The following is a 21,806-nucleotide window of genomic DNA, read 5'->3' as shown; positions in this document are numbered from 1 at the left end:
GGTGCGCCGCCTCGTCACCATGCCTTTCTGGACCCGGCGCCGCCTGTATGCGCTGACGCTATTCCTGTTTCTGTCCATCGCCTTGTGGGATGCCTTGGGGCTCGATCTGCCCCTGGCCCGGCTGTTCGGCACGGCGCAGGGCTTTGCCTGGCGCGGCCATCCGGCCCTGGTGCTGTGGCTGCATGAGGTTCCGCGTCTTGTCAGCGGCGTGCTGCTGGCGGCGCTGGCGATTGGCGTCTTCAAGCCCTGGGGAATGCTGCGCCGCATGGCGGTGGCGCAGCGCTGGCAGCTGGTGCTGTCCATTGTTTTCGCCATGCTGGCGGTTTCCGCTCTCAAGCGCGTCAGCGCCACGAGCTGCCCCTGGGCCCTGGCCGAATTCGGCGGCGCGGCGCAGTATGTCTCGCATTGGTGGTGGGGCATGGGCGACCTGGGGCCGGGGCATTGCTTCCCGGCGGGGCATGCCTCGTCGGCGTTCGCCTATGCGGCCGGCTGGTTCGTGCTGCGGCGCAGCGCGCCGCGCATGGCGGCCTGGTGGCTGGTGGCGTCGCTGGTGCTGGGCCTGGTGCTGGGCTGGGCGCAGCAGATGCGCGGCGCGCACTACATGAGCCATACGCTCTGGACGGCCTGGGTCTGCTGGACCGTGGGCCTGGTGGCAGACCTGCTGGCGCAGGTGCGGTATGGCGGCATGGCCGCAGATACAAAGCTGAACGAAGCCTGAGCGGCGCCTTCAGCTTGGTTTCAGTGGCAAAAACCACGATGGCGGCATGTCTCTTGTGCCAGAACCTATTGCGTCCGTTTCTTTCCCTTCATTTGGTGCCGCCGCCCCGCCGCAGGGCATGGGGGTGCGCCTGCGCCATGCGCTGAGGGCGGTGGATGGCTGGTTCGCCACCCCCTTGTCGGCCCAGCAGGTGGTACTGCGCCTGTCCCTGTACCTGGTGCTGGCGGCCAATTGGCCTTTGTGGCTGCAGGTGACGCGCATCGGCGGCGCGCCCAGCCTGTACATGCGCTCGGCCGCGGCGCTGGCGGTGCTGATCGCCTGCGGCATGGTGGCCATCCTGGCCTTCACCGCCTGGACGCGCGGGATGCGGCTGCTGTGGTGGCTGGTGGTGCTGGTGGCGGCGCTGTCGCAGTACTACATGCTGACCTACAGCGTGGTCATGGACCCCGGCATGGCCGCCAACGTGCTGCAGACCGATGCCCGCGAGGTGGCTGACCTGCTGAGCCTGCGCATGCTGCTGGCCGTGCTGGCCGTGGCGGCGCTGCCCACCTGGTGGCTGCTGCGCGTGCGCATCCCCGCCATGCGGCCGCTGCGCCAGGCGGGGCGCAATCTGGTCATGCTGGTGCTGGCGCTGGGCGTGGCCGCGGGCACGGTGGCAGCCACGTCGCGCGACCTGGCGCCCTTGATGCGCAACCACCCCCATCTGCGCTACCTGATGAACCCGCTGGCCAGCCTGTACTCGACCACTGTGTCGGTGGTACGCCCGGTGTTCGCGCGCAGCCGCACCCTGGTGCCCATGACGCAGGGCGCGGCGCTGGGTGCCACCCATGCGGCCGGCGCCCGGCCGATGCTGTTCGTGCTGGTGGTGGGCGAGACGGCGCGGGCCGACCATTTCGGCATCAACGGCTACAGCCGCGACACCACGCCCGAGCTGGCCCGGCGCGACGTGATGAGCTGGCGCGAGGTGCGCTCCTGCGGCACCAGCACGCTGGCCTCGCTGCCCTGCATGTTCTCGCCGCTGGGCAAGAGCGCCTTCGAGTCGCGCGACAACGAGTACGAGAACCTGCTCGACGTGGTGCAGGCCGCCGGCATGGGCGTGCTGTGGTTGGACAACCAGGCCGGCTGCAAGGGCGTGTGCGAGCGGGTGCCGCGGGCCAACGCGGTCGATGGCCTGGATGCCCAGGCGCGCAAGGCCCTGTGCGACGGTGGCGAATGCCGGGACGAGGCCATGCTGGAGGGGCTGGAGGCCCGGCTGGCGGCCATGCCTGCGGCGCAGCGCGAGCGCGGCGTGCTGCTGGTGCTGCACCAGATGGGCAGCCACGGGCCGGCGTACTACAAGCGTTCGGCCGAAGCGGCCAAGCGCTTCATGCCCGAATGCCGCACCGAGGTGCTGGCCAACTGCGCCCATGGCGAACTGGTGAACGCCTACGACAATTCCATCGCCGCGACGGATGCCTTCCTGGGCAAGACCATCGACTGGCTGCGCGGCCAGGCCGCACGGTACGACACCGGCATGCTGTACCTGAGCGACCACGGCGAGTCGCTGGGCGAGTACGGCCTGTTCCTGCACGGCATGCCCTACAGCGTGGCGCCCGACGTGCAAAAGCATGTGCCCATGGTGGCGTGGCTGGATGCGGCCTTCCTGCGGCGGGGGGCGCTGTCGTCCGCCTGCCTGCGCGCCGGCGCCGATGCGCAGCTCACGCACGACAACCTGTACCACACCATGCTGGGGCTGCTGGACGTGCAGTCGCCGTCGTACCAGCGCACGCTCGATGCCTTTGACGGCTGCCGGGGTGCGGCGCTGGCTTCTCAATAAAAAATGGCTGCAGCGCTTGATGGACAAGCGCTAGCAGCTATTTATTCAATAGCGCATTGGCTCAGGCCTTCTTGTCGCGCGGCAGGCGGCCCATCAGGTAGAACTCGGGGTTGGGCTGCATGCCGGCAAAGCTGGCCATGCGGTTGGACAGGCCGAAGAAGGCGGTGATGGCGGCGATGTCCCAGATGTCCTCGTCGTCGAAGCCATGGGGGTACAGGGCCTCGAAGTCCGCGTCCTCGATCTCGTGTGCGCGCTGGCAGACCTTCATGGCGAAGTCCAGCATGGCCTTCTGGCGCGGCGGGATGTCGGCCTTGCGGTGGTTCACGGCCACCTGGTCGGCCACCAGGGGTTTCTTCTCGTAGATGCGCAGGATGGCGCCGTGCGCCACCACGCAGTACAGGCACTGGTTGGCGGCGCTGGTGGCGGTAACGATCATCTCGCGCTCGCCCTTGGTCAGGCTGCCTTCCTCCTTGAGCATGAGCGCATCGTGGTAGGCGAAGAAGGCGCGCCACTCGGCCGGCCGGCGCGCGAAGGCCAGGAACACGTTGGGAATGAAGCCGGCTTTCTCCTGCACCTCCAGGATGCGGGTGCGCAGGTCTTCGGGCAGGGTGTTCAGGTCGGGAAAGGGATAGCGCTCGGCCACGGTGTCTGTCTCCTGTGTGCGGTCTTGGAATGTTCAGGGGCCAAGCATAGCGGAGCGTGCCGCGGGCCAGTACGCCTGCTGCAGCGCCATCAGCGCCTGCATGGCTACGTTCAATTGGGCCAAGCCGTGGTTCCCGGGTTCAAGCTGCTGCAGCGCCAGCTGCGTGGCCTCCAGCGTGGAGAGCTGGTGCGGCGCATGGGCCTTGCGGATGGCGTAGCGTGAGGGCGGCACATCCCGCAGCGCCAGGCGCGGCAGCTGCTGCAGGGCGGGGTGGGTCCACAGCATCTTGCGGCTCTGGCGCCAGGTGCCGTCCAGCACCACCAGACGCAGCCGGCCGGGCCGCTCCAGCCAGGGCGCGGGCAGCGGGGGCGGCGCGGGCATGGGATGCTGCGGGTCCTGCGGCGTGGGCGGGTACAGCAGCAGTGCATGGCGGGCGGCGGATTCTGGCGCGCCCCAGGGCGCGGCGAGGGCGTCTGCCAGTGCCTGCGGCGCGAAGCTGTCCCCCACCATGATGCGGCTGTGCGGCAGGCACAGGTGCAGCAGCCGAGCCGTGCCCTTGGCGTGCTGCGCTTCCTGCGGGTGCATCAGGATCAGCACCTGCACCTGGTGCTCCACCGCGCGCGCGGCGCTGCAGATGCAGGCGCTGGCGGGGCGCTGGCAGGCGGGGCACAGGGTGCGGCGTGGGGGCTGGTCACTCATGCGGAGTTGGATGGGGTGTCTCAAAAAATGAAGCGCCCAGCGCTTGTGGGGCAAGGGCTGGGCGGTATTTTGATGCCTGTCGCGGTGGCACGGCGGGCATGGGCCATGGCGCCTACGGCTGGCCGGCCTTCAGGGCCTGCAGCGCGGCCTGCACGCCGGCGCCGTAGGCCGGGTCGGCCTGGGTGCAGTGCGCGATGTGCTTGTCGATGATGTGCTGCGACACGCCGTGGATGCTGCGCGCCGTGTTCTCGAACAGCTGCCGCTGCTGGTCGGGCGTCATCAGGCGGAACAGGTCGCCGGGCTGGGTGAAGTAGTCGTTGTCGTCGTCGCGGTAGTTCCAGCGGGCCACGACGCCGTAGAGCTTTTCCACGGGCTCGGCGTACTCGGGCTGCTCCTGCCAGGCACCCTTGGTGTTGGGCTCATAGGCAATGGTGCGGCCGCCGTTGCCGTCCACGCGCATGGCGCCGTCGCGGTGGTAGATGTTGACGGGACAGCGCGCCGCGTTCACCGGGATCTGGTGGTGGTTCACGCCCAGGCGGTAGCGGGCAGCGTCGGCGTACGAGAACAGGCGCGACTGCAGCATGCGGTCGGGCGAGGGGCCGATGCCCGGCACCAGGTTGGACGGCGCGAACGAGGCCTGCTCCACATCGGCGTGGTAGTTGTCGGGGTTGCGGTTGAGCTCCATCACGCCCACTTCGATCAGCGGGAAGTCCTTCTTGCTCCACACCTTGGTCAGGTCGAAGGGGTGGAAGCGGTAGGTGTGCGCCTGTTCCTCGGTCATGATCTGCACGCACAGCTTCCACCGCGGGAAGTCGCCGCGGTCGATGGCCTCGAGCAGGTCGCGCTGGCTGCTTTCGCGGTCCTTGGCCACCACGGCCTCGGCCTCCTGGTCGGTCAGGTTGGCGATGCCCTGCTGGCACACCCAGTGGAACTTCACGTAGTGGCGCACGCCCTCCTGGTTGATGAGGCTGTAGGTGTGCGAGCCGAAGCCGTGCATGTGGCGGTAGTCGCGCGGGATGCCCCGGTCGCTCATCACGATGGTGATCTGGTGCAGGGCCTCGGGCAGGCCGGTCCAGAAGTCCCAGTTGCTCTCTGCGCTGCGCAGGTTGGTGTAGGGGTCGCGCTTGACGGCCTTGTTCAGGTCGGGGAACTTGAGCGGGTCGCGGAAAAAGAACACCGGCGTGTTGTTGCCCACCAGGTCCCAGTTGCCTTCCTCGGTGTACATCTTCACGGCGAAGCCGCGGATGTCGCGCTCGGCATCGGCCGCGCCGCGCTCGCCGGCCACGGTGGAAAAGCGCACGAACAGCTCGGTCTGCTTGCCGACGGCCGAGAACACCTTGGCACGCGTGTAGCGGGTGATGTCGCCGGTGACGGTAAAGGTGCCGAAGGCGCCCGAGCCCTTGGCGTGCATGCGCCGCTCGGGGATCACCTCGCGGTGGAAGTGGGCCAGCTTTTCCAGGTGCCACAGGTCCTGCAGCAGCATGGGGCCGCGCGGGCCGGCGGTCAGGGAGTCCTGGTTGTTGGCGACGGGTGCGCCGGCGGCGGTGGTGAGGCGGTGGGTCATGGCGAACTCCTTTTCAGTGCGGGTGGCAATAAATAGCTGTTGGCTATTTCTGTGTGGAAATTATTGGCGTTTGCTATGCATGGAGCAAGGCAAAAGCCATTGAATTTCCGCAATGCGGCCATAGCCGCTGACTGGGCCGGGGCCGCATCTACACTGCACAACATGCTGCACGAAAAAAGGATAACTGCATGCATTTCGACATCGTGATCGTGGGTGGCGGTGCGGGCGGGCTGGAGCTGGCCGCCCGGTTGGGGCGCGCGCTGGGGCGCCGCCAGGGGCGCGAGCGGGTATTGCTGGTGGACCGGTTCGTCTTCCACATCTGGAAGCCGACCCTGCACGAGGTGGCCGCCGGCACGCTGGACGCGCACCAGGAAGGCCTGTCCTACCCGGTGCTGGCGCGGCGCAACCATTTCAGCTTCACGATGGGGGAACTGGCCGGGCTGGACGCCGGGCGCAAGACCATCGCCCTGGCGGCGCAGCGCAACGCGCGCGGCGACGAGGTGGTGCCCGCGCGCACGCTGAGCTTCACGCACCTGGTGCTGGCGCTGGGCAGCGGCTCCAACCCGTTCGGCACGCCGGGCATCGAGCATGCCTACCTGCTGGAGAACGTGCGCGATGCGCAGCGCTTCCACGCCGACTGGCTGAGCGCCTGCGCGCGGGCGTCGTTCTCCGAGGCGCGGGCGCTGCCGATCGCCATCGTGGGGGCGGGCGCCACGGGGGTGGAGCTGTCGGCCGAGCTGCTGGAGGCGCATGCCGAGCTGCTGGAGAGTCTGGGCAGCAGCCAGCGCTTTCGCCTGGACGTGACGCTGGTGGAGGCGGGCGGGCGCATCCTGGGCGGCCTGCCCGAGCGCATTTCCGAGCAGGCCGCCGTGGCGCTGCGCCGCAAGCAGGTACGCGTGCTGACGGATACGCGCGTGCAGGAGCTGCGCCCCGGCGTGCTGGTCACGTCGGCGGGGGAGATCCGCGCCGAGATGATGGTCTGGGCCGCGGGCATCAAGGCGGCCGACACCAACGCCACGCTGGGCCTGGAGGTGAACCGGCTCAACCAGTTCGTCGTGGACGAGCGCCTGCGCACGTCCGCCGCCGGGGTGTGGGCCCTGGGCGACTGCGCCGCCTGCCCCTGGGTGGACGGCCGCACGGTGCCGGCGCGGGCGCAGGCCGCGCACCAGCAGGCCGACTACCTGGCCCGCGTGCTGCAGGCGCTGCTGCACGAGCGCGAGGTGCTGGAGCCGTTCACCTACCGCGACTTCGGCTCACTGGTGTCGCTGGGGGAGAACAAGGGCGTGGGCAGCCTGATGGGCGGGCTGGCCGGGCGCAACTTCTTCGTCGAGGGGCTGATCGCCAAGTGGATGTACATCTCGCTGCACCTGATGCACCACCGTGCCATCCTCGGCCTGGGCAAGACCGCGGTGCTGGCGCTGGCGCGGCTGCTGCAGCAGCGTGTGTCGGGGCGGCTCAAGCTGCATTGAGCGGGCGGGCGGCTGCTTCAAAAAAGAGAGCTGCTACCGCTTGTCAGTACTGGGTTTTGATGGAAAAACCATCTGAAACCATTGTGGGGAAAGCGTGGGCAGCTCCTGTTTTTCAACCGGCAATGAGCTTTTGCACCAGATCGGCGGCGGTGGAGGCGCCGTACTTGCGCATCAGCCGCGCGCGGTAGATCTCCACGGTGCGGTGGCTGATGTCGAGCGCGCGGCCGATCTCCTTGGAGGTCATGCCGTCCAGCAGGCGCGCCGCCACCTCGCGCTCGCGGGCCGTCAGCTCGGCCTTCACGGGGCGCTGGGCGCTCAGGTCCTCGAAGCTCCAGATGCCCGAGGCATGCGGGTCCTCGCGCTCCAGCGCCCGGCCCGAGACATGGCACCAGAACGTCTCGCCGTTGGCGCGCTTCATGATGCGGTTGTCGGCGTAATAGCCCTTGACGTTGAGAATGGGCGCCATGCGCGCGCCCTGGCGCTCGTATTCGTCGGCGCTGGGGTAGAGCACCTGGAAGGACTGGCCGATGAGCAGCTCGCGCGAGGCGCCGAACATCTCGCAGACATGGCGGTTGCAGTCCACCATGATGCGGTTGCGCGAAATCACCAGGCCCACGGGTGCCATCTCGAAGGCCAAGCGGTAGTCGGCAACATTCATAGTGGTGCAAGTATTTAAGGAAAACTACCTAAAGAGGTACGTAGTATCGTAGCGTATCCACCCAGCAAACCAGGAGACAGTAGTGAATAAGCTTTACCCCTCAGCGGCAGAGGCGCTCAAGGGCGCCGTGGCCGACGGCCAGCTGATGGCCGTCGGCGGATTCGGCCTGTGCGGCATCCCCGAGGCCTTGATCGACGCGCTGCGCGACAGCGGCGTGAAGAACCTCACCGTGATCTCCAACAATGCCGGCGTTGACGGCTTCGGCCTGGGCAAGCTGCTGGAGACGCGCCAGATCAAGAAAATGATCAGCTCCTACGTGGGCGAGAACAAGGAGTTCGAGCGACAGTACCTGGCGGGCGAGCTGGAGCTGGAGTTCACGCCCCAGGGCACGCTGGCCGAGAAGCTGCGCGCCGGCGGCGCGGGCATCCCGGCCTTCTTCACCAAGACCGGCGTGGGCACCATCGTGGCCGAGGGCAAGGAGCTGCGCGAGTTCGACGGCGAAACCTACGTGATGGAGCGCTCCCTGGTGCCCGAGGTGTCCCTGGCCAAGGCCTGGCGCGCGGACAAGAGCGGCAATCTGCAGTTCCGCCTGACGGCGCGCAACTTCAACCCTGCCGTGGCCATGGCGGGCAAGCTGTGCATCGTCGAGGTGGAGGAGGTGGTGGAGACGGGTGCGATCGCGCCCGACGACATCCACCTGCCCGGCATCTACGTGCACCGCATCGTGCACAACCCCCATCCCGAAAAGCGCATCGAAAAGCGCACCATCACCGAGAAAGCAGGAGACTGAAGCCATGCCGTGGAACCAAGACCAGATGGCGGCACGCGCCGCGCAGGAACTCGAAGACGGTTTCTATGTGAACCTCGGCATCGGCATTCCCACGCTCGTGGCCAACCACACGGGTGACAAGGAAGTGTGGCTGCAGTCCGAGAACGGCATGCTGGGCATCGGCCCGTTCCCGACCGAGGACAAGGTGGACGCCGACCTCATCAACGCCGGCAAGCAGACGGTGACCACCATCGCCGGCTCGTCCATCTTCGGCTCCGACCAGTCGTTCGCCATGATCCGCGGCGGCAAGATCAACCTGTCCATCCTGGGCGCCATGCAGGTCAGCGAAAAGGGCGACCTGGCCAACTGGATGATCCCCGGCAAGATGGTCAAGGGCATGGGCGGCGCCATGGACCTGGTGGCCGGCGTCAAGCGCGTGATCGTGCTCATGGAGCATGTGGCGCGCAAGAAGGACGGCACGGAAGACCTGAAGATCCTGCCCCAGTGCACCCTGCCGCTGACCGGCGTGGGCGTGGTGGACCGCATCATCACCGACCTGGCCGTGATGGACGTCACGCCCCAGGGCCTGAAGGTGGTGGAACTGGCGCCGGACGTGAGCTTCGAGGCCCTGCAGGCCAAGACCGGCGTGACGCTGCTGCGCTGAGCCATACTGGAGGGACCGCGCGCCGCGGACCCTCCAGGCCATCATTAAGCCGGGTCATAACCCCGGCTTTTTGTTTTTCTGCGGGGTGCAAAGCACCGTACATTTGCCCGTGACCCCGATTACCGCCGTGTTTCCCGCATGAATGCTCCCGACTTGTACCCCGCAGCCACCGATGCTGCCGGCGACAACCACCACTACCTGCGCGCCATCACCGACATGGCCGACCGTCGCAGCGTAGTGACGCAGGAGGCCCTCTACACGGACCGGGGCATCAAGCTGGTGGACAAGGGCGTGCGCCTGGACAGCAAGCTCTATGACCGCCTGGTCAAGCACAAGCTGCGCGGCAGCATCGACGACCACCTGAGCGTGGAGGACATGGTCTCCGTGCCGTCGCTCATGCAGGTGGCCCGCGCGCAGTGCGAGAACGACACCTTGCCCTACCTGCTGGTCCATACGCTGGAGGGCATGACCGCCGACAGGCTGCTCGCCCCCGTGCGCTCCATGCTGCTGCTGCCTTCGCTGGCCTTCAAGCTCACGGTGATGCGCGAGCAGCATCCCGCATTGTTCGAGCACAGCGTGCGCATGATGCTGGTGGCCGTGTACCTGGGCCTCAAGAACGGCTGGAGCGAGCGCGAATGCGTGCCTCTGGCCACGGCGGCCCTGCTGCACGACATCGGCGTGCTGCACATGGACCCGGTCTGGCACGACCCGGCGAACAAGGTGACGGGCGCCGGGCGCAAGCATCTTCTGGCGCATCCGGTCACGGCCATGCTGATCATCCGGGCGCAGAGCATCTACCCGCGCATGGTGGAGCAGGCGGTGCTCGAGCACCACGAGTGCATGGACGGTAGCGGCTATCCGCGCGGCCTGCTGGGCGAGCAGATCTCGCCCATGGGACAGATCCTGCTGGTGGCCGAGGTGGTGGCCGCCTTCTTCGAGAAATACGCCAACGATGCGGCGGCCCAGCGCTTGTCGCTGACGCTGCGGCTGAACCACCGCAAGTTCCCGGCGGCACTGGTGGCCTGCCTGTTGCCGGTGCTGCAGATCCGGGCCGTGCAGACCGATGTGGAGGCGAACGCTGACGATGTGGAGCAGGTCATAGGCCTGCTGTCCAGCGCCTTCGACGACTGGGAGGCCCGGTGCGCCAGCCTGCGGCCGGAATCCCTGCTGCCCGCGTCCGACCAGGCCTGCGCCTTCATCACGCAGCGGCTGGCGGCCTTGCAAAAAACGCTGTTCGAGGCCGGCTCCCATCCCCGGCAACAGACCGATGTGCTGCAGCACCTGCAGGGCGACACGCAGGGGCTGGCCGAACTGGCCCTGCTGGTGCGCGAGGCGCTGTGGCAGGTACAGAGCATCGTGGATGCCACCCACAGCCGCTGGCCCCAACTGCCGCGCAGCACGGCCGTTGGTGACATTGCCGCCGTGCAGTGGCGCGACGCCTGCGCGGCCCGGCTGGCGCAGAACACCTGACGGCCCTGCGCTGAAGCGGCACAGCGCACCACCCATAAATACTGTATATTTAAACAGTATTTATGGGTGGTGCTCATGACCGCGTCCTCTTTCTTCTCCGAGCATGCCTTGCCCGGCGTCTGGCAAGGCAGCGCCTGGGCGGATACGCCGCAGCGGGTGCTGGACACGGGCCATGTGCCGCTCAATGCGCAGCTGCCGGGCGGCGGCTGGCCGCTGGGCGGCATGAGCGAGCTGCTGCTGCCCCCGCACGCGCACAACGAATGGACGCTGCTGCTGCCGGCCCTGGCCACAGTGCTGGCCGCCCGGGATGGCGGCCGCGCCGTGCTGGTGGCGCCGCCGCTGGAGCCCTTCCTGCCCGCACTGCAGGCCGCGGGGGTGCCGGCGCAGCGGCTGTGCTGCATTCGCCCCACCGCACCGAACGCGGACATGGCCGCGGCCTGGGCCTGCGAGCAGGCCCTGCGCTGCCGCGACGTGCGGGCCGTGCTGGCTTGGCTGCCGCAGGCCGCGGCGCCATCCCTGCGGCGGCTGCAACTGGCGGCCGCACAGCACCAGAAGCCGCTGTGGGTGCTGCGGCCCGAGCGGCTGCGCCAGCAGGCATCGCCCGCGCCCCTGCGTCTGTGGCTGCAGCCGCAAGAGGACCTGCTGCTGGTGCAGGTGCTCAAGCGCCGCGGGCCGCCGCTGCTGCAGCCCGTGACGCTGCCCGCGCGCGGCGCACTGCTGGCTGCCGTGCTGCAGGCCCAGGCACAGCGGCGCCAGCAGGCGCAGGTGGCCGCCTGTGGCATAGCCGCCCGCACGCCGCAGAAGGTGTCGGATGCACTGGCTGGCCTGGCACTTGCCGCCCATTGAGCCGGTGCCCGGCGTGCCGCCAGCCGCCCAGGGCTGGTGGGCGCTGCGCTTTACGCCCCGCGTGGCGCTGCTCGACGAGGCGCTGCTGCTGGAGGTGAGCAGCACCGAGCGCCTGTGGGGCGGGCGCGCGGCCCTGCAGGCCTTGCTGCACGGCCAGGCACCCGCCGCAGCGCAAGGCGATGCCGCCACCGCCTGGGCCGAAGGCCCCACGGCGCTGCAGGCCCTGGCCCTGCTGCGCCTGCAGCGCATGGGCCGGCCCCGGCGGCTGCCGCATGACCTGCCGAACGACCTGCCCATTGCCACCCTCACGGCCCTGCGCCCGCATGCCGCGGCGCTGCAGCACCTGGGCTGCCGTACCTGGGGGGCGCTGCGCGCGCTGCCGCGCGCCGGCGTGGCGCGGCGCTTTGGCGGCGAATGCCTGCTGGCGCTGGACCGTGCCTGGGGCGACGCGCCCCATGGGCTCGACTGGATCACGCTGCCCGAGCAGTTCGCCCTGGACGTGGAGCTGCCCGCGTTGGCCGAATCGGCGCAGGCGCTGCTGTGGACCGGCCAGCGTCTGCTGGATGCGCTGCAGGGCTGGCTGCGTGCGCGCCACCAGGGGGTGCTGGCGCTGGAGCTGGCCTGGCGCCATGACCTGCGCCGCATCGACGGCGTGGAGCTGCCCCCCTGGCAGCGCCTGGAGCTGCGCACGGCCGAGCCGCTGCAGGGCACGGACCATCTGCGCCGCCTGCTGGCCGAGCGCCTGGCGCACCAGCGCCTGGCTGCTCCCGTGAACCGCCTGGCCCTGCGCAGCCTGCAGACGGCGCCCCTGCCGCAGGCCAGCCACAGCCTGCTGCCGCCAGGGCAGGGCGAGGCCGCGGGGCAGGGGCAGGGCGAGCCCTGGCACCAGCTCGTCGAACGCCTCTCGGCCCGCCTGGGGGCCGACAGCCTGCAAACACCGCAGCTGTGCGCCGACCACCGCCCCGAACGCATGCAGCGCTGGCACCCCGCGCTGGCGCCACCGCCACGGCAGGCCGAGGCGCAGTCCGAGGCGCAGGGCAGCCGCGCCGCGCCGGGGCCTTTGCTGCCGCCCTGGCTGGTGCGCCCGCCGCAACTGCTTCTCCTGCAGGGCAGCCGCCCCTGCCTGCACGGCCGGCCCCTGCGCCTGCTGGCCGGCCCGCAGCGCGTGGAGGCTGGCTGGTGGGAAGCCGCGGGGCAGGGCGATGGCGGTGACGCGCAGGGCCTGGCGCGGCGCGACTACTTCGTGGCGCACAACGCCGTGGCCGGCTGGGTCTGGATCTTTCGCGACCGAGCCACGGGCGCCTGGTTCCTGCAGGGGGTGTACGGATGAGCCTGCCCGGCTACGCCGAGCTGCACGCGTTGAGCAACTTCAGCTTCCAGCGCGGCGCATCGCACCCGCAGGAGCTGGTGCAGCGCGCGCATGCGCTGGGCTACGCCGCCCTGGCGCTGACCGACGAATGCTCCGTGGCCGGCGTGGTGCGCGCCCATGGGGAAGCCCGGCGCCTGGGGCTGCCGCTCATCGTGGGCAGTGAATTCTGCTGGGGCGACATGCGCATCGTGGCCCTGGCGCGCGACGCGCAGGGCTGGGGCGATCTGTGCGAGTTCATCACCGCCGCGCGCCAGCGTGCGGCCAAGGGCGGCTACTGCGTGGATGCGCAATCGCCCTGGGCGCTGCTGCAGGGCTGCGAGGTGCTGCTGGCCCCCTGCCGCGAGGCCTTTTCGGATGCTTCTGATTTGATAGCTGTTGGCGCTTGCCTACAGGGCGTCAGAGGCCAATTCGGTTCAAATTGCTGGCTGGCGGTGGAGCTGCACACCGCGCCCGACGACGGCCTGTGGCTGCGCACGCTCACGCAGGCGGGCGCGCGGCTCGGCCTGCCGCTGGTGGCCGCGGGCGACGTGCACATGCACTCGCGCGCGGCCAAGCCGCTGCAGGACCTGCTCACCGCCGTGCGCCTGGGCCGCAGCGTGGCCGCATGCGGCTGGGCGCTGCAGCCGCATGCCGAAAAGCGCCTGCGCCCGCGCAGCCGGCTGGCCGGCCTGTACCCGCCCGCGCTGCTGGCGGCCACGCTGGCCGTGGCGGCGCGCTGCACCTTCAGCCTGGATGAAATCAAGTACCGCTACCCGCTGGAGACCGTGCTGCCCGGCATGACGGCGCAGCAGACGCTGGCCTGGCTCGCCTGGGAGGGCGCCCGCGCGCGCTACCCCGGGGGCGTGCCGCAGCGGCTGCAGGCGCAGATCGGCAAGGAGCTGGCGCTGATCGCCGAGTGCGGCTACGAGATGTACTTCCTCACCGTGCATGACATCGTGCGCTACGCGCGCAGCCAGGGCATTTTGTGCCAGGGGCGCGGGTCGGCGGCCAATTCGGCGGTGTGCTACGTGCTGGGCATCACGGCGGTGGACCCCGCGCATGCGCACCTGCTGTTCGAGCGCTTCATCAGCAAGGAGCGCAGCGAGCCGCCGGACATCGACGTGGACTTCGAGCACGACCGGCGCGAGACCGTCATCCAGTACATCTACGGCAAGTACGGGCGCGAACGCGCCGCCATCGCCGCCGTGGTCATCAGCTACCGCACGCGCAGCGCCCTGCGCGACGTGGGCAAGGCCCTGGGCGTGGCGCCCGCGCTGGTGGACGCCTTCGCCAAGGAGCACCACTGGTTCGACGACGTGCTGGCCCCTGAGCACCTGCAGGCGCTGGCCGCCGGCCTGGGCGAGCAGCTGCCAGCGCACACCGCCGTGCTGTGGCTGGAGCTGGCGCGCCAGCTGCGCGGCTTTCCGCGCCATTTGAGCCAGCATGTGGGCGGCTTCGTGCTGACCGAGGGCAAGCTCACGCGCCTGGTGCCGGTGGAGCCCGCCGCCATGGGCGGCCGCTCCATCATCCAGTGGGACAAGGACGACCTGGACGCCATGGGCCTGCTGAAGGTGGACGTGCTGGCCTTGGGCATGCTGAGCGCGCTGCGCCGCTGTCTGGAGGCCCGCGCCGCGCTGCGGGGCGAGTGCTGGGGCCTGGCCGACATTCCGCGCGAAGACCCCGCCACCTACCGCATGGCCAGCGCGGCCGACACGGTGGGGGTGTTCCAGATCGAGAGCCGCGCGCAGATGAGCATGCTGCCGCGCCTGCAGCCCCGCGTGTTCTACGACCTGGTGGTGCAGGTGGCCATCGTGCGGCCCGGGCCCATCCAGGGCGGCATGGTGCACCCCTACCTGCAGGCCCGCGAGCGCCATCGCCGTCTGCAGCGCGCGGGGCACCCGGGGCCGTTTCCGCTGGAATACCCGCAGCTGGCCAACGCGCTGGAGCGCACGCTGGGCGTGCCCATCTTCCAGGAGCAAGTGATGCAGATCGCCATCGACGGCGCGGGCTTCACCGCCGGCGAGGCCGACGACCTGCGCCGCTCCATGGCCGCCTGGAAGCGCAGCGGCGGCGTGCACCGCTTCGAGGACAAGCTCAAGAACGGGCTGCTGCAGCGGGGCTACCCGCAGGAGTTCGCCGACCGCATCTTTCGGCAGATCCTGGGCTTTGGCGATTACGGCTTTCCCGAAAGCCATGCGCACAGCTTTGCCCTGCTGGCCTACGCCAGCGCCTGGTTCAAGCGGCATGAGCCGGCCTGCTTTCTGGCGGCGCTGCTCAATGCGCAGCCCATGGGCTTTTACCCCCCCGCGCAGCTGGTGCAGGACGCGCGCCGCCACGGCGTGCGCGTGCTGCCCATCGACGTGGCAGCCAGCGGCTGGGACTGCACGCTCGAAGGCCCGCAGGAGCCATTGCGCGGCGTGCAGCAGCCGCAGCCCGCGGTGCGCCTGGGCCTGCGGCTGGTGGCGGGCCTGGGCCCCAGTGCAGGCGAACGTCTGGTGCGCGCGCGCCAGAACGGCCCCTTTGCTAGCACCGAAGACCTGGCCCTGCGCGCGCGGCTGGAGCGGCAGGAACTGCAGGCGCTGGCCGCGGCCGATGCGCTGACCGCGCTGTCGGGCCACCGCCGCCAGCAGATGTGGGACGCCGCGGCCCAGATCGCGTGCGGGGAACGCGCGGCGCCGCTGCTGCGCGACGCGCCGGTGCACGAAGCGGCCCTGCCGCTGCCCGCCGCGCAGGAGGGTGAGGAGATCCTGTTCGACTACGCCGCCACCGGCCTCACGCTGCGCCGCCACCCCCTGGCGCTGCTGCGCGAGCGCCTGGCCCGCCTGCGCATCGCAACCGCGCTGCAGCTGCGGGCCGTGCCCCACGGGCGGCGCGTGCGCGCCTGCGGCATCGTCACCGTGCGCCAGCGGCCGGGATCGGCCCATGGAACGATGTTCGTCACGCTGGAGGACGAGACCGGCCCCGTGAATGTGATCGTCTGGCCCGCGCTGCTGGAACACTGGCGCGGCGCGCTGCTGCGCTCACGCCTGCTGGCCGTGGAAGGCGTGTGGCAATGCACGGGCGAACCGGGGAGCGCCGCCGCCGTGCGCCACCTGGTGGCGCAGCGCTTCAAGGACCTCACGCCGTTGCTGGGGCGGCTGGCCCTGGCGCTGGAGGGCAGCCGGGACTTCCATTGACGCCATGCCGGAGTCCCGGCGCATGTCGCTTGCCGGCCGGATTCCTTGCATGGGCGGTAGTTTCTAAATGTTAATTTGGTAACGCGCAAAAAAAATAGCAATGGGACTGCGTGTTCGGGTGTAACTTGCTTACTGCGTAGCGAAGGTCCTTACGGACCTTACAGTGTTGCAATGCCGAGTGGTGTGCGCCTGCGGGCGCACCAAGCAGGAGATTCACATGCTGAACCAGACCGGCGCCAATGGCACGAGCCTCAGTCCCAACCCTTCTCCGAGCGGCAGGGATGGCGTGGCCTCGGGGCAGTTCGCGATGCACCAGGATCCGCCCTGCATCTGGCCGGACTTTCTGGCGGGCCAGCAGGCCAATCCCGTGCGTGTCTTGCTGGTGGATGACGACGCCCACATGCGGCGCGTGATCGCGCAGGAGCTGATGGCCGACGAGCGCACGCTGCTGGTGGCGCAGGCCTCCAGCGTGCGCGAGGGGCGCAAGGCGATCAAGCAGCATGAGTTCGACGTGATGCTGGTGGACCTGAACCTCGGCGACGGCGAGGGCTTCGCGCTCATCGAGCAGATGAAATCCCTCCGGCCCACGGCGGACGCCATCGTCGTCTCCATCCTGGAAAACGACGACCAGGTGTTGCATGCGTTCGAGCTGGGCGCCGCCGGCTATCTCGTCAAGAATTCCTGGTTCGGCAACTATCCGCAGGCGGTGCTGCAGGTGGCCAATGGCGGCGCCTCCATCACGCCCAATCTGGCGCGGCGGCTGCTGCAGCGGTTCGACCACGGCGTGGCAGCACCCGCGAGTGCGCAGCGGCATCCCGAGCAAGAGGGCGAGCCCCTGTCTCTGCGCGAGAAGGAGGTGCTGAACATGGTGGCCAGCGGCTACACCAGTGCCGAGATCGGGGCCAAGCTCCTGATCAGCGGCCTGACGGTGAACACCCATGTCAAGAACATCTACCGCAAGCTCCAGGTGCGCACGCGCGCCCAGGCGGTGCGCTTCGCATCGCTGCGCGGCCTGTTCTGAGCGGCGGCTTCGCGGGCAGGGGCTGGGTGTCCTGACCCGTGGTGAATATAAGGGAGGAGCATGTTCCGCACCCGTCCACCGGTGTTCGCGCTGGCCTGTGTGGCGATCTGGCTGCTGCAGCTGGCCGTGGATGTGCTGTTGCTGGTCTACGCCGACCAGCTGGAGCGCGTGGCGGCGCAGCGCTGGCAGGTCTTCAACCTGTGCACGACGGCCGTGCTGGGGGCGCTGCTGCTCGTGCAGGTGCCGCGGGCACTGCAATGGCGCACCCGGCGCAGCATCCGCCCCAGCCGGGAGCTGACGCAGGAGCGCCAGCGCATCGCGCGCGACCTGCACGACCATGTGGGCTCCCAGCTCGTTGGCGCCATGGCGCTGCTGGACGCGCACGACCCGGCCATGCAGCCGCTGGCCCGGGCGCTGGAGCATTGCCTGCTGGACCTGCGCCTGCTGGTGGATTCCATGGGCGGTGATGACGATGCGCTGTCCGATTGCCTGGCCCGCCTGCGCCATCGCATCCAGCCGGCGCTGGACCACCGCGGCATTGCCCTTGACTGGGACGTGGCGCCGCCCAATGGCGTGCCCATGCCCATGGGCGCGCCCGCGCGCGAGCTGACGGCCATCGTGCAAGAGGCGGTGAGCAACGTCCTGCAGCACTCGGGCGCCACGGCGCTGATGGTTCGGCTGCAGCGCCTTCACACGGGGCAGGGCGATGCATGGCGGCTGCAGGTGGCGGACAACGGCAGGGGCTTGCTGCTGGATGAGTCCGTGGATCGCCATGCGGGCCAGGGCCTTGCCGGCATGCGGCGCAGGGCCGGCAAGGCGGGCGGCGTGCTGGAACTGATCGGAACGGCCGGCGGCGGGCTGTGCATCCAGGTCACCGTGCCCGACAGGCGATGAGGCGCGCAGGACGCGCCGTTGGCCTACATATTCAAACCATTTGTTGCAAGAAAATGGCCTTCCTCCATTGACGTTTCAGGTGCAGTGATGCGTGTAGCCGATGCCCTGACCCAGGAATCCATCTTTGGCGTAGCAGATGGTTCCACCTATTCGGGAACGCTGTGCCTGAGCCGCGATGGCAGGCGCTACTACTACGCGCAGGCGCAGATTGATGGGCACACCGTTCCGCTGCCCCATGACCACTGGCGTACACGCGAAGCGGCCGTGCGCGGGCTGGCGGACATCGCCTCGGGCGCGCGCAAGCCCAAGGCGTCCTGAGCCGCACCGCCATCCTTGATGGCGCAGAAAATAATGCCTTTTTTGGCCTTTAGCGCTTATCCATCAAGCGTTAATAGCTATAAATAAGTGAGCATCAGGCGCCCACGCTGCGCCGGTCTATCTTGCGGCTGAGCACGATGCTGGTCTGCGTGTGCTGCACGCCGTCGAGCTGGCCGATGCGGTCCAGCAGATCGTCGAGCTGCTCGTGGCTGGTGCAGCGCAGGAACGCCAGGTAATCGAACGGGCCGCTGACGGCGGACACCTCCTCGACCTGGGGCAAATCCCCCAGCGCGCGCAGCACGGCCGGCGCGGCCTTGGGCTGCACGCTGAGAGAGCACCAGGCGCGCACGGCGCTGGTGGCCAGCCGTGGGCCCAGGCGCACGCCATAGCCCGCGATCACGCCCTCACGCTCCAGGCGGGCGATGCGCGCCACCACCGTGGTGCGCGCCAGGCCCAGGCGCCGCGCGAGCTGGGCCGTGCCCTCGCGGGCGTTGCCCTGCAGCAGGCTGAGCAGTTGCTGGTCCACGGCGTCCAGTTCCATGAGGGTTCCCCGGCAATGGTTGAAACGATCCCGATTGTTGCCGTAATGACGACATTTTCCAATTTATTCGACGTTTCCAAGGCTACACACTGACAAGGAAGGCGCCTAGCATGAACGCACAACCAGTGCCTGCCAGGAGACAGCCATGACCACCGCCTTTCGTCCCCGTTCCGTCCCCACCGCGCCGCGCGCCGTCACCATCCTGGGCGCGGGCCATATCGGCCAGGCCATGGCGCTCATGCTGTCCGAGGCGGGCGGCTACGAACTGCTGGTGGCCGACCGCGACCCCGCCGCCTTGCAGCGCGTGGCGGCCCTGGGCGGCATCGCCACCCAGGCCGTGCCCGACGCGCAGGCTCTGGAGGCCGCCATCACCGGCCGCCATGCCGTGCTCAACGCGCTGCCGTTTCACCAGGCCGTGCCCGTGGCCACGCTGTGCGCGCGCCATGGCGTGCATTACTTCGACCTGACCGAGGATGTGGCCAGCACCCACGCCATCCGCGCGCTGGCCAGCGGCGCGCGCAGCGTGCTCATGCCGCAGTGCGGGCTGGCGCCGGGCTTCATCGGCATCGTGGGCAACGACCTGGCGCAGCGCTTCGACCACGCACAGGAACTGCATCTGCGCGTGGGCGCGCTGCCGCGCTACCCCCAGGGCGCGCTGCGCTACAACCTGACCTGGAGCACCGAGGGCCTGATCAACGAATACTGCAATCCCTGCGAGGCCATCGTGGACGGCCGGCGCGCCAGCCTGCCCGCGCTTGATGGGCTGGAGGCGCTGCTGATCGACGGCGTGGAGTACGAGGCCTTCAACACCTCGGGCGGCTTGGGGACGTTGCCCCAGACCTGGGAGGGACGGCTGCAGCAGCTGGACTACAAGTCCCTGCGCTACCCGGGCCACCACGCCATCATGCGCGTGCTGCTGCAGGAGCTGCGCCTGCGCGAACGGCGCGGCCTGCTGCGCGAGCTGCTGGAGGCCGCCATCCCCGCGACGCAGCAGGACGTGATCGTCATCCTGGCCAGTGCCAGCGGCCTGCGCGGTGGGCGGCTGGAGCAGGAAAGCTATGCCGCCCGCATCACGGGCACCCAGTTGCGTGGGCAGACGCTCAGCGCGATCCAGCACACCACGGCCGCGGGCATCTGCGCGGCGCTGGACCTGGTGACCGCCGGCCGGCTGCCGCAGGCCGGCTTCGTGGGCCAGGAGGAACTGGCCCTGCCGGACTTTCTGGCCAACCGCTTCGGCCGGATCTATGCCATGGACGGCCCCCCGCAGCAGGGGCCCGAGCCACTGGCACGGCCCGCAGCGGTGGCCTGAGCAGGTCAGCGCTTCTGGTACAGGGCCTCGATGGCGTCGGCGTAATGCGCCATGAGGTTGTTGCGCTTGAGCTTGAGCGTGGGGGTCATGAAGGTGTTTTCGATCGTCCAGGGCTCGCGCACCAGGTGCACGGCGCGCGGCACGGCGTAGCGGGGAAAGCCCGCCGCCAGCCTCTCGATGCGCGCCAGCGCCGCGCGCGAAACGCTGGGGTGCGCCAGGCTGGCCGGGTCGTTGGGGTCCAGGCCCAGCTGCCGGGCCAGATGGTTCCATTCCTCGGCATGGACGACGGCCACGCAGGCGATGAAGGGGCGCTGCTCGCCGACCACGAAGGCCTGCTCGAACAGCGCGTCGGCCGTGATGGCCAGTTCCAGGTCGGCGGGTGGCACCTTTTCGCCGGTGGAGGTGACGATGATTTCCTTGATGCGCCCCAGGATGCGGATGCGCCCGTCGACGATCTCGGCCTGGTCGCCCGTGCCCAGCCAGCCGTCGGGCGCGATGGTCTTGGCCGTGTCCTCGGGGCGCTTCCAGTAGCCCTGCATGACGATGGGCCCGCGCACCTGCAGCTCACGGTTCTCGCCGATGCGCACCTCCACGCCGGACAGGGCGCGGCCCACGGTGGACGGGTCGTTGTCCTCCAGCGTGTTCACGCTGACCACGGGCGTCGTCTCGGTCATGCCGTAACCCTGCACCAGCGGCAGGCCCAGGCCCAGGAAGCACTGCGCAATGGCGGGCGGCAGGGGCGCGCCGCCGCTCACGGCCACGCGCACGCGGCCGCCGAACTGCGCCAGCAGCGGCCGCGCCACCAGCGCGCGCAGCAGGGGCCAGGGCAGGGCGCGCATCCAGCCGCCGGCACCGCCGTCCTGCGGCGCGGGCAGGCGCTGCGCGGCGCAAAAACGCCGCCAGCCCACGGCCTGCGCGGCCTCGAAGAGCTGCATCTTGAACGGCGACCGCGACAGCGTTTCGACCACCTTGGCATGCACGCGCTCGTAGATGCGCGGCACCGACACCAGCACCGTGGGGCGCACGGTCCTCAGGTCTTCGGCCAGCTGGGTCACCGATCGCGCATACGCCACGCAGCTGCCCGACGCGATGGCCAGGTAGTAGCCGCCCGTGCGCTCGAAGGTGTGCGACAGCGGCAGGAACGAGAGGAACACGTCGTCCTGCGTGGGCGCGATGCGCTCCAGCACGGCCTTCACGTCGGCAATCACGTTGGCGTGCGTGAGCATCACGCCCTTGGGCTTGCCGGTGGTGCCGCTGGTGTAGACGATGGCAGCCAGATCCTCGGGACCGGGCGGCGAGGGCAGGGGCGTGTCCGGCGCGGCGTGCGCCAGCCAGGCGGCCAGGGAGGCGAAGGGCACGTCCTGGCCTTGCGCCGGCTTGGAGGACGGCTGGGTGGATCCGGTCACCACCACGCCCAGCAGATGCGGCAGCGGCGTGCCCACGTCGCGCACGCGCTCCCATTGCGCGAGATCGGCCACGACGAGCAGCGACACCTCGGCGTCCGCCAGGATGTAGGCGATGCTGCCCGGGTTGTCGATGGCATGCAGCGGCACGGGCACGCAGCCCGTGGCCAGCACGGCCTGGTCGATGCTCATCGCGTCCAGCCCATTGGGCAGCAGGATGGCGACGCGCGCTCCCTGCGGCAGGCCCGAGGCGGCAATGGCGCGGCTCCACTGCTGCACACGCTCGTGGGTCTGGGCCCAGCTCAGGCGGGTCCACTGGCTTGCGGCGGGGTCGTACTGGCGGTAGGCCTCGCCGTCGGGGCTGAGGGCGGCGCGAAACGCCAGCAGTTCGGGCAGCGTCTGCACGGCGCGCAGGTCGGAGGGCGGAAGGTTCATGCGGGCAATGGCGGCAGGCCCTGACATGGCCTGCCCGGGCGCCGC

At 69.6% G+C, this 21,806-nt stretch carries 19 protein-coding genes; 13 read left to right on the top strand and 6 right to left on the bottom strand.

The window, feature by feature from the left end:
* Window positions 1-19: 19 nt before the first annotated feature.
* On the top strand, window positions 20-718 hold the full coding sequence (locus BP68_RS02015; RefSeq protein ID WP_496368566.1) for a phosphatase PAP2 family protein: 699 nt from the start codon (window positions 20-22) through the stop codon (window positions 716-718).
* A gap of 118 nt (window positions 719-836) precedes the next feature.
* Window positions 837-2,534, top strand: coding sequence for a phosphoethanolamine transferase (locus BP68_RS02010; protein ID WP_496368564.1), 1,698 nt, complete (start codon window positions 837-839; stop codon window positions 2,532-2,534).
* A 61-nt stretch (window positions 2,535-2,595) separates the two neighbouring features.
* Here the strand turns inward: BP68_RS02010 and BP68_RS02005 are convergent, their stop codons facing one another.
* From BP68_RS02005 to BP68_RS01995, 3 genes are all read right to left on the bottom strand, one after another.
* The gene (locus tag BP68_RS02005; protein ID WP_496368562.1) at window positions 2,596-3,177 is read right to left on the bottom strand and encodes a peroxidase-related enzyme; all 582 of its coding nucleotides are present in this window, start codon (window positions 3,175-3,177) and stop codon (window positions 2,596-2,598) included.
* A 33-nt stretch (window positions 3,178-3,210) separates the two neighbouring features.
* On the bottom strand, window positions 3,211-3,876 hold the full coding sequence (locus BP68_RS02000) for a tRNA-uridine aminocarboxypropyltransferase (protein WP_496368560.1): 666 nt from the start codon (window positions 3,874-3,876) through the stop codon (window positions 3,211-3,213).
* A gap of 112 nt (window positions 3,877-3,988) precedes the next feature.
* Window positions 3,989-5,440, bottom strand: a complete 1,452-nt coding sequence (locus BP68_RS01995; protein WP_496368558.1) for a catalase — start codon at window positions 5,438-5,440, stop codon at window positions 3,989-3,991.
* Between the two features lie 188 nt (window positions 5,441-5,628).
* On the opposite strand from BP68_RS01995, the gene BP68_RS01990 reads away from it, so the two are divergent.
* On the top strand, window positions 5,629-6,909 hold the full coding sequence (locus BP68_RS01990) for an NAD(P)/FAD-dependent oxidoreductase (protein WP_496368556.1): 1,281 nt from the start codon (window positions 5,629-5,631) through the stop codon (window positions 6,907-6,909).
* Between the two features lie 112 nt (window positions 6,910-7,021).
* On the opposite strand, the gene BP68_RS01985 is transcribed toward BP68_RS01990, so the two are convergent.
* Complete coding sequence (locus BP68_RS01985; RefSeq protein ID WP_496368555.1) at window positions 7,022-7,567, bottom strand: LuxR C-terminal-related transcriptional regulator; 546 nt, start codon at window positions 7,565-7,567, stop codon at window positions 7,022-7,024.
* Window positions 7,568-7,649: 82 nt separating this feature from the next.
* Here BP68_RS01985 and BP68_RS01980 point away from each other — a divergent pair, with 82 nt between their 5' ends.
* From BP68_RS01980 to BP68_RS01940, 9 genes are all read left to right on the top strand, one after another.
* Window positions 7,650-8,357: a CoA transferase subunit A gene (locus BP68_RS01980; protein ID WP_496368553.1), complete on the top strand. Its 708-nt coding sequence runs from the start codon at window positions 7,650-7,652 to the stop codon at window positions 8,355-8,357.
* A gap of 4 nt (window positions 8,358-8,361) precedes the next feature.
* On the top strand, window positions 8,362-9,000 hold the full coding sequence (locus BP68_RS01975) for a 3-oxoacid CoA-transferase subunit B (RefSeq protein ID WP_496368551.1): 639 nt from the start codon (window positions 8,362-8,364) through the stop codon (window positions 8,998-9,000).
* 138 nt (window positions 9,001-9,138) lie between these two features.
* Window positions 9,139-10,470, top strand: coding sequence for an HD-GYP domain-containing protein (locus BP68_RS01970; protein ID WP_496368549.1), 1,332 nt, complete (start codon window positions 9,139-9,141; stop codon window positions 10,468-10,470).
* A gap of 75 nt (window positions 10,471-10,545) precedes the next feature.
* Complete coding sequence (gene imuA, locus BP68_RS01965) at window positions 10,546-11,316, top strand: translesion DNA synthesis-associated protein ImuA (RefSeq protein ID WP_496368547.1); 771 nt, start codon at window positions 10,546-10,548, stop codon at window positions 11,314-11,316.
* Window positions 11,282-12,646, top strand: coding sequence for a DNA polymerase Y subunit UmuC family protein (locus BP68_RS01960; protein ID WP_496368545.1), 1,365 nt, complete (start codon window positions 11,282-11,284; stop codon window positions 12,644-12,646). Before imuA ends, BP68_RS01960 begins: the two co-directional genes overlap by 35 nt.
* Complete coding sequence (locus tag BP68_RS01955; RefSeq protein WP_496368543.1) at window positions 12,643-15,840, top strand: error-prone DNA polymerase; 3,198 nt, start codon at window positions 12,643-12,645, stop codon at window positions 15,838-15,840. Before BP68_RS01960 ends, BP68_RS01955 begins: the two co-directional genes overlap by 4 nt.
* Before the next feature lie 217 nt (window positions 15,841-16,057).
* The gene (locus BP68_RS01950; RefSeq protein ID WP_496368541.1) at window positions 16,058-16,861 is read left to right on the top strand and encodes a response regulator; all 804 of its coding nucleotides are present in this window, start codon (window positions 16,058-16,060) and stop codon (window positions 16,859-16,861) included.
* A 60-nt stretch (window positions 16,862-16,921) separates the two neighbouring features.
* Window positions 16,922-17,755, top strand: a complete 834-nt coding sequence (locus BP68_RS01945) for a sensor histidine kinase (protein WP_496368539.1) — start codon at window positions 16,922-16,924, stop codon at window positions 17,753-17,755.
* 87 nt (window positions 17,756-17,842) lie between these two features.
* Window positions 17,843-18,073: a hypothetical protein gene (locus BP68_RS01940; RefSeq protein WP_496368537.1), complete on the top strand. Its 231-nt coding sequence runs from the start codon at window positions 17,843-17,845 to the stop codon at window positions 18,071-18,073.
* Window positions 18,074-18,167: 94 nt separating this feature from the next.
* Here the strand turns inward: BP68_RS01940 and BP68_RS01935 are convergent, their stop codons facing one another.
* Window positions 18,168-18,614, bottom strand: a complete 447-nt coding sequence (locus BP68_RS01935; RefSeq protein ID WP_496368535.1) for an Lrp/AsnC family transcriptional regulator — start codon at window positions 18,612-18,614, stop codon at window positions 18,168-18,170.
* A 145-nt stretch (window positions 18,615-18,759) separates the two neighbouring features.
* Here BP68_RS01935 and BP68_RS01930 point away from each other — a divergent pair, with 145 nt between their 5' ends.
* The gene (locus BP68_RS01930) at window positions 18,760-19,923 is read left to right on the top strand and encodes a saccharopine dehydrogenase family protein (protein WP_496368533.1); all 1,164 of its coding nucleotides are present in this window, start codon (window positions 18,760-18,762) and stop codon (window positions 19,921-19,923) included.
* A 5-nt stretch (window positions 19,924-19,928) separates the two neighbouring features.
* Here the strand turns inward: BP68_RS01930 and BP68_RS01925 are convergent, their stop codons facing one another.
* Window positions 19,929-21,761 carry an AMP-dependent synthetase/ligase gene (locus BP68_RS01925; protein WP_496368531.1) on the bottom strand — a complete coding sequence of 611 codons (1,833 nt, stop codon included), beginning with the start codon at window positions 21,759-21,761 and terminating at the stop codon, window positions 19,929-19,931.
* Between the last annotated feature and the right edge of the window lie 45 nt (window positions 21,762-21,806).

The sequence above is a fragment of the Diaphorobacter oryzae DSM 22780 genome, from assembly GCF_059568935.1.
This window is presented reverse-complemented; position numbering and strand designations above follow the sequence as displayed.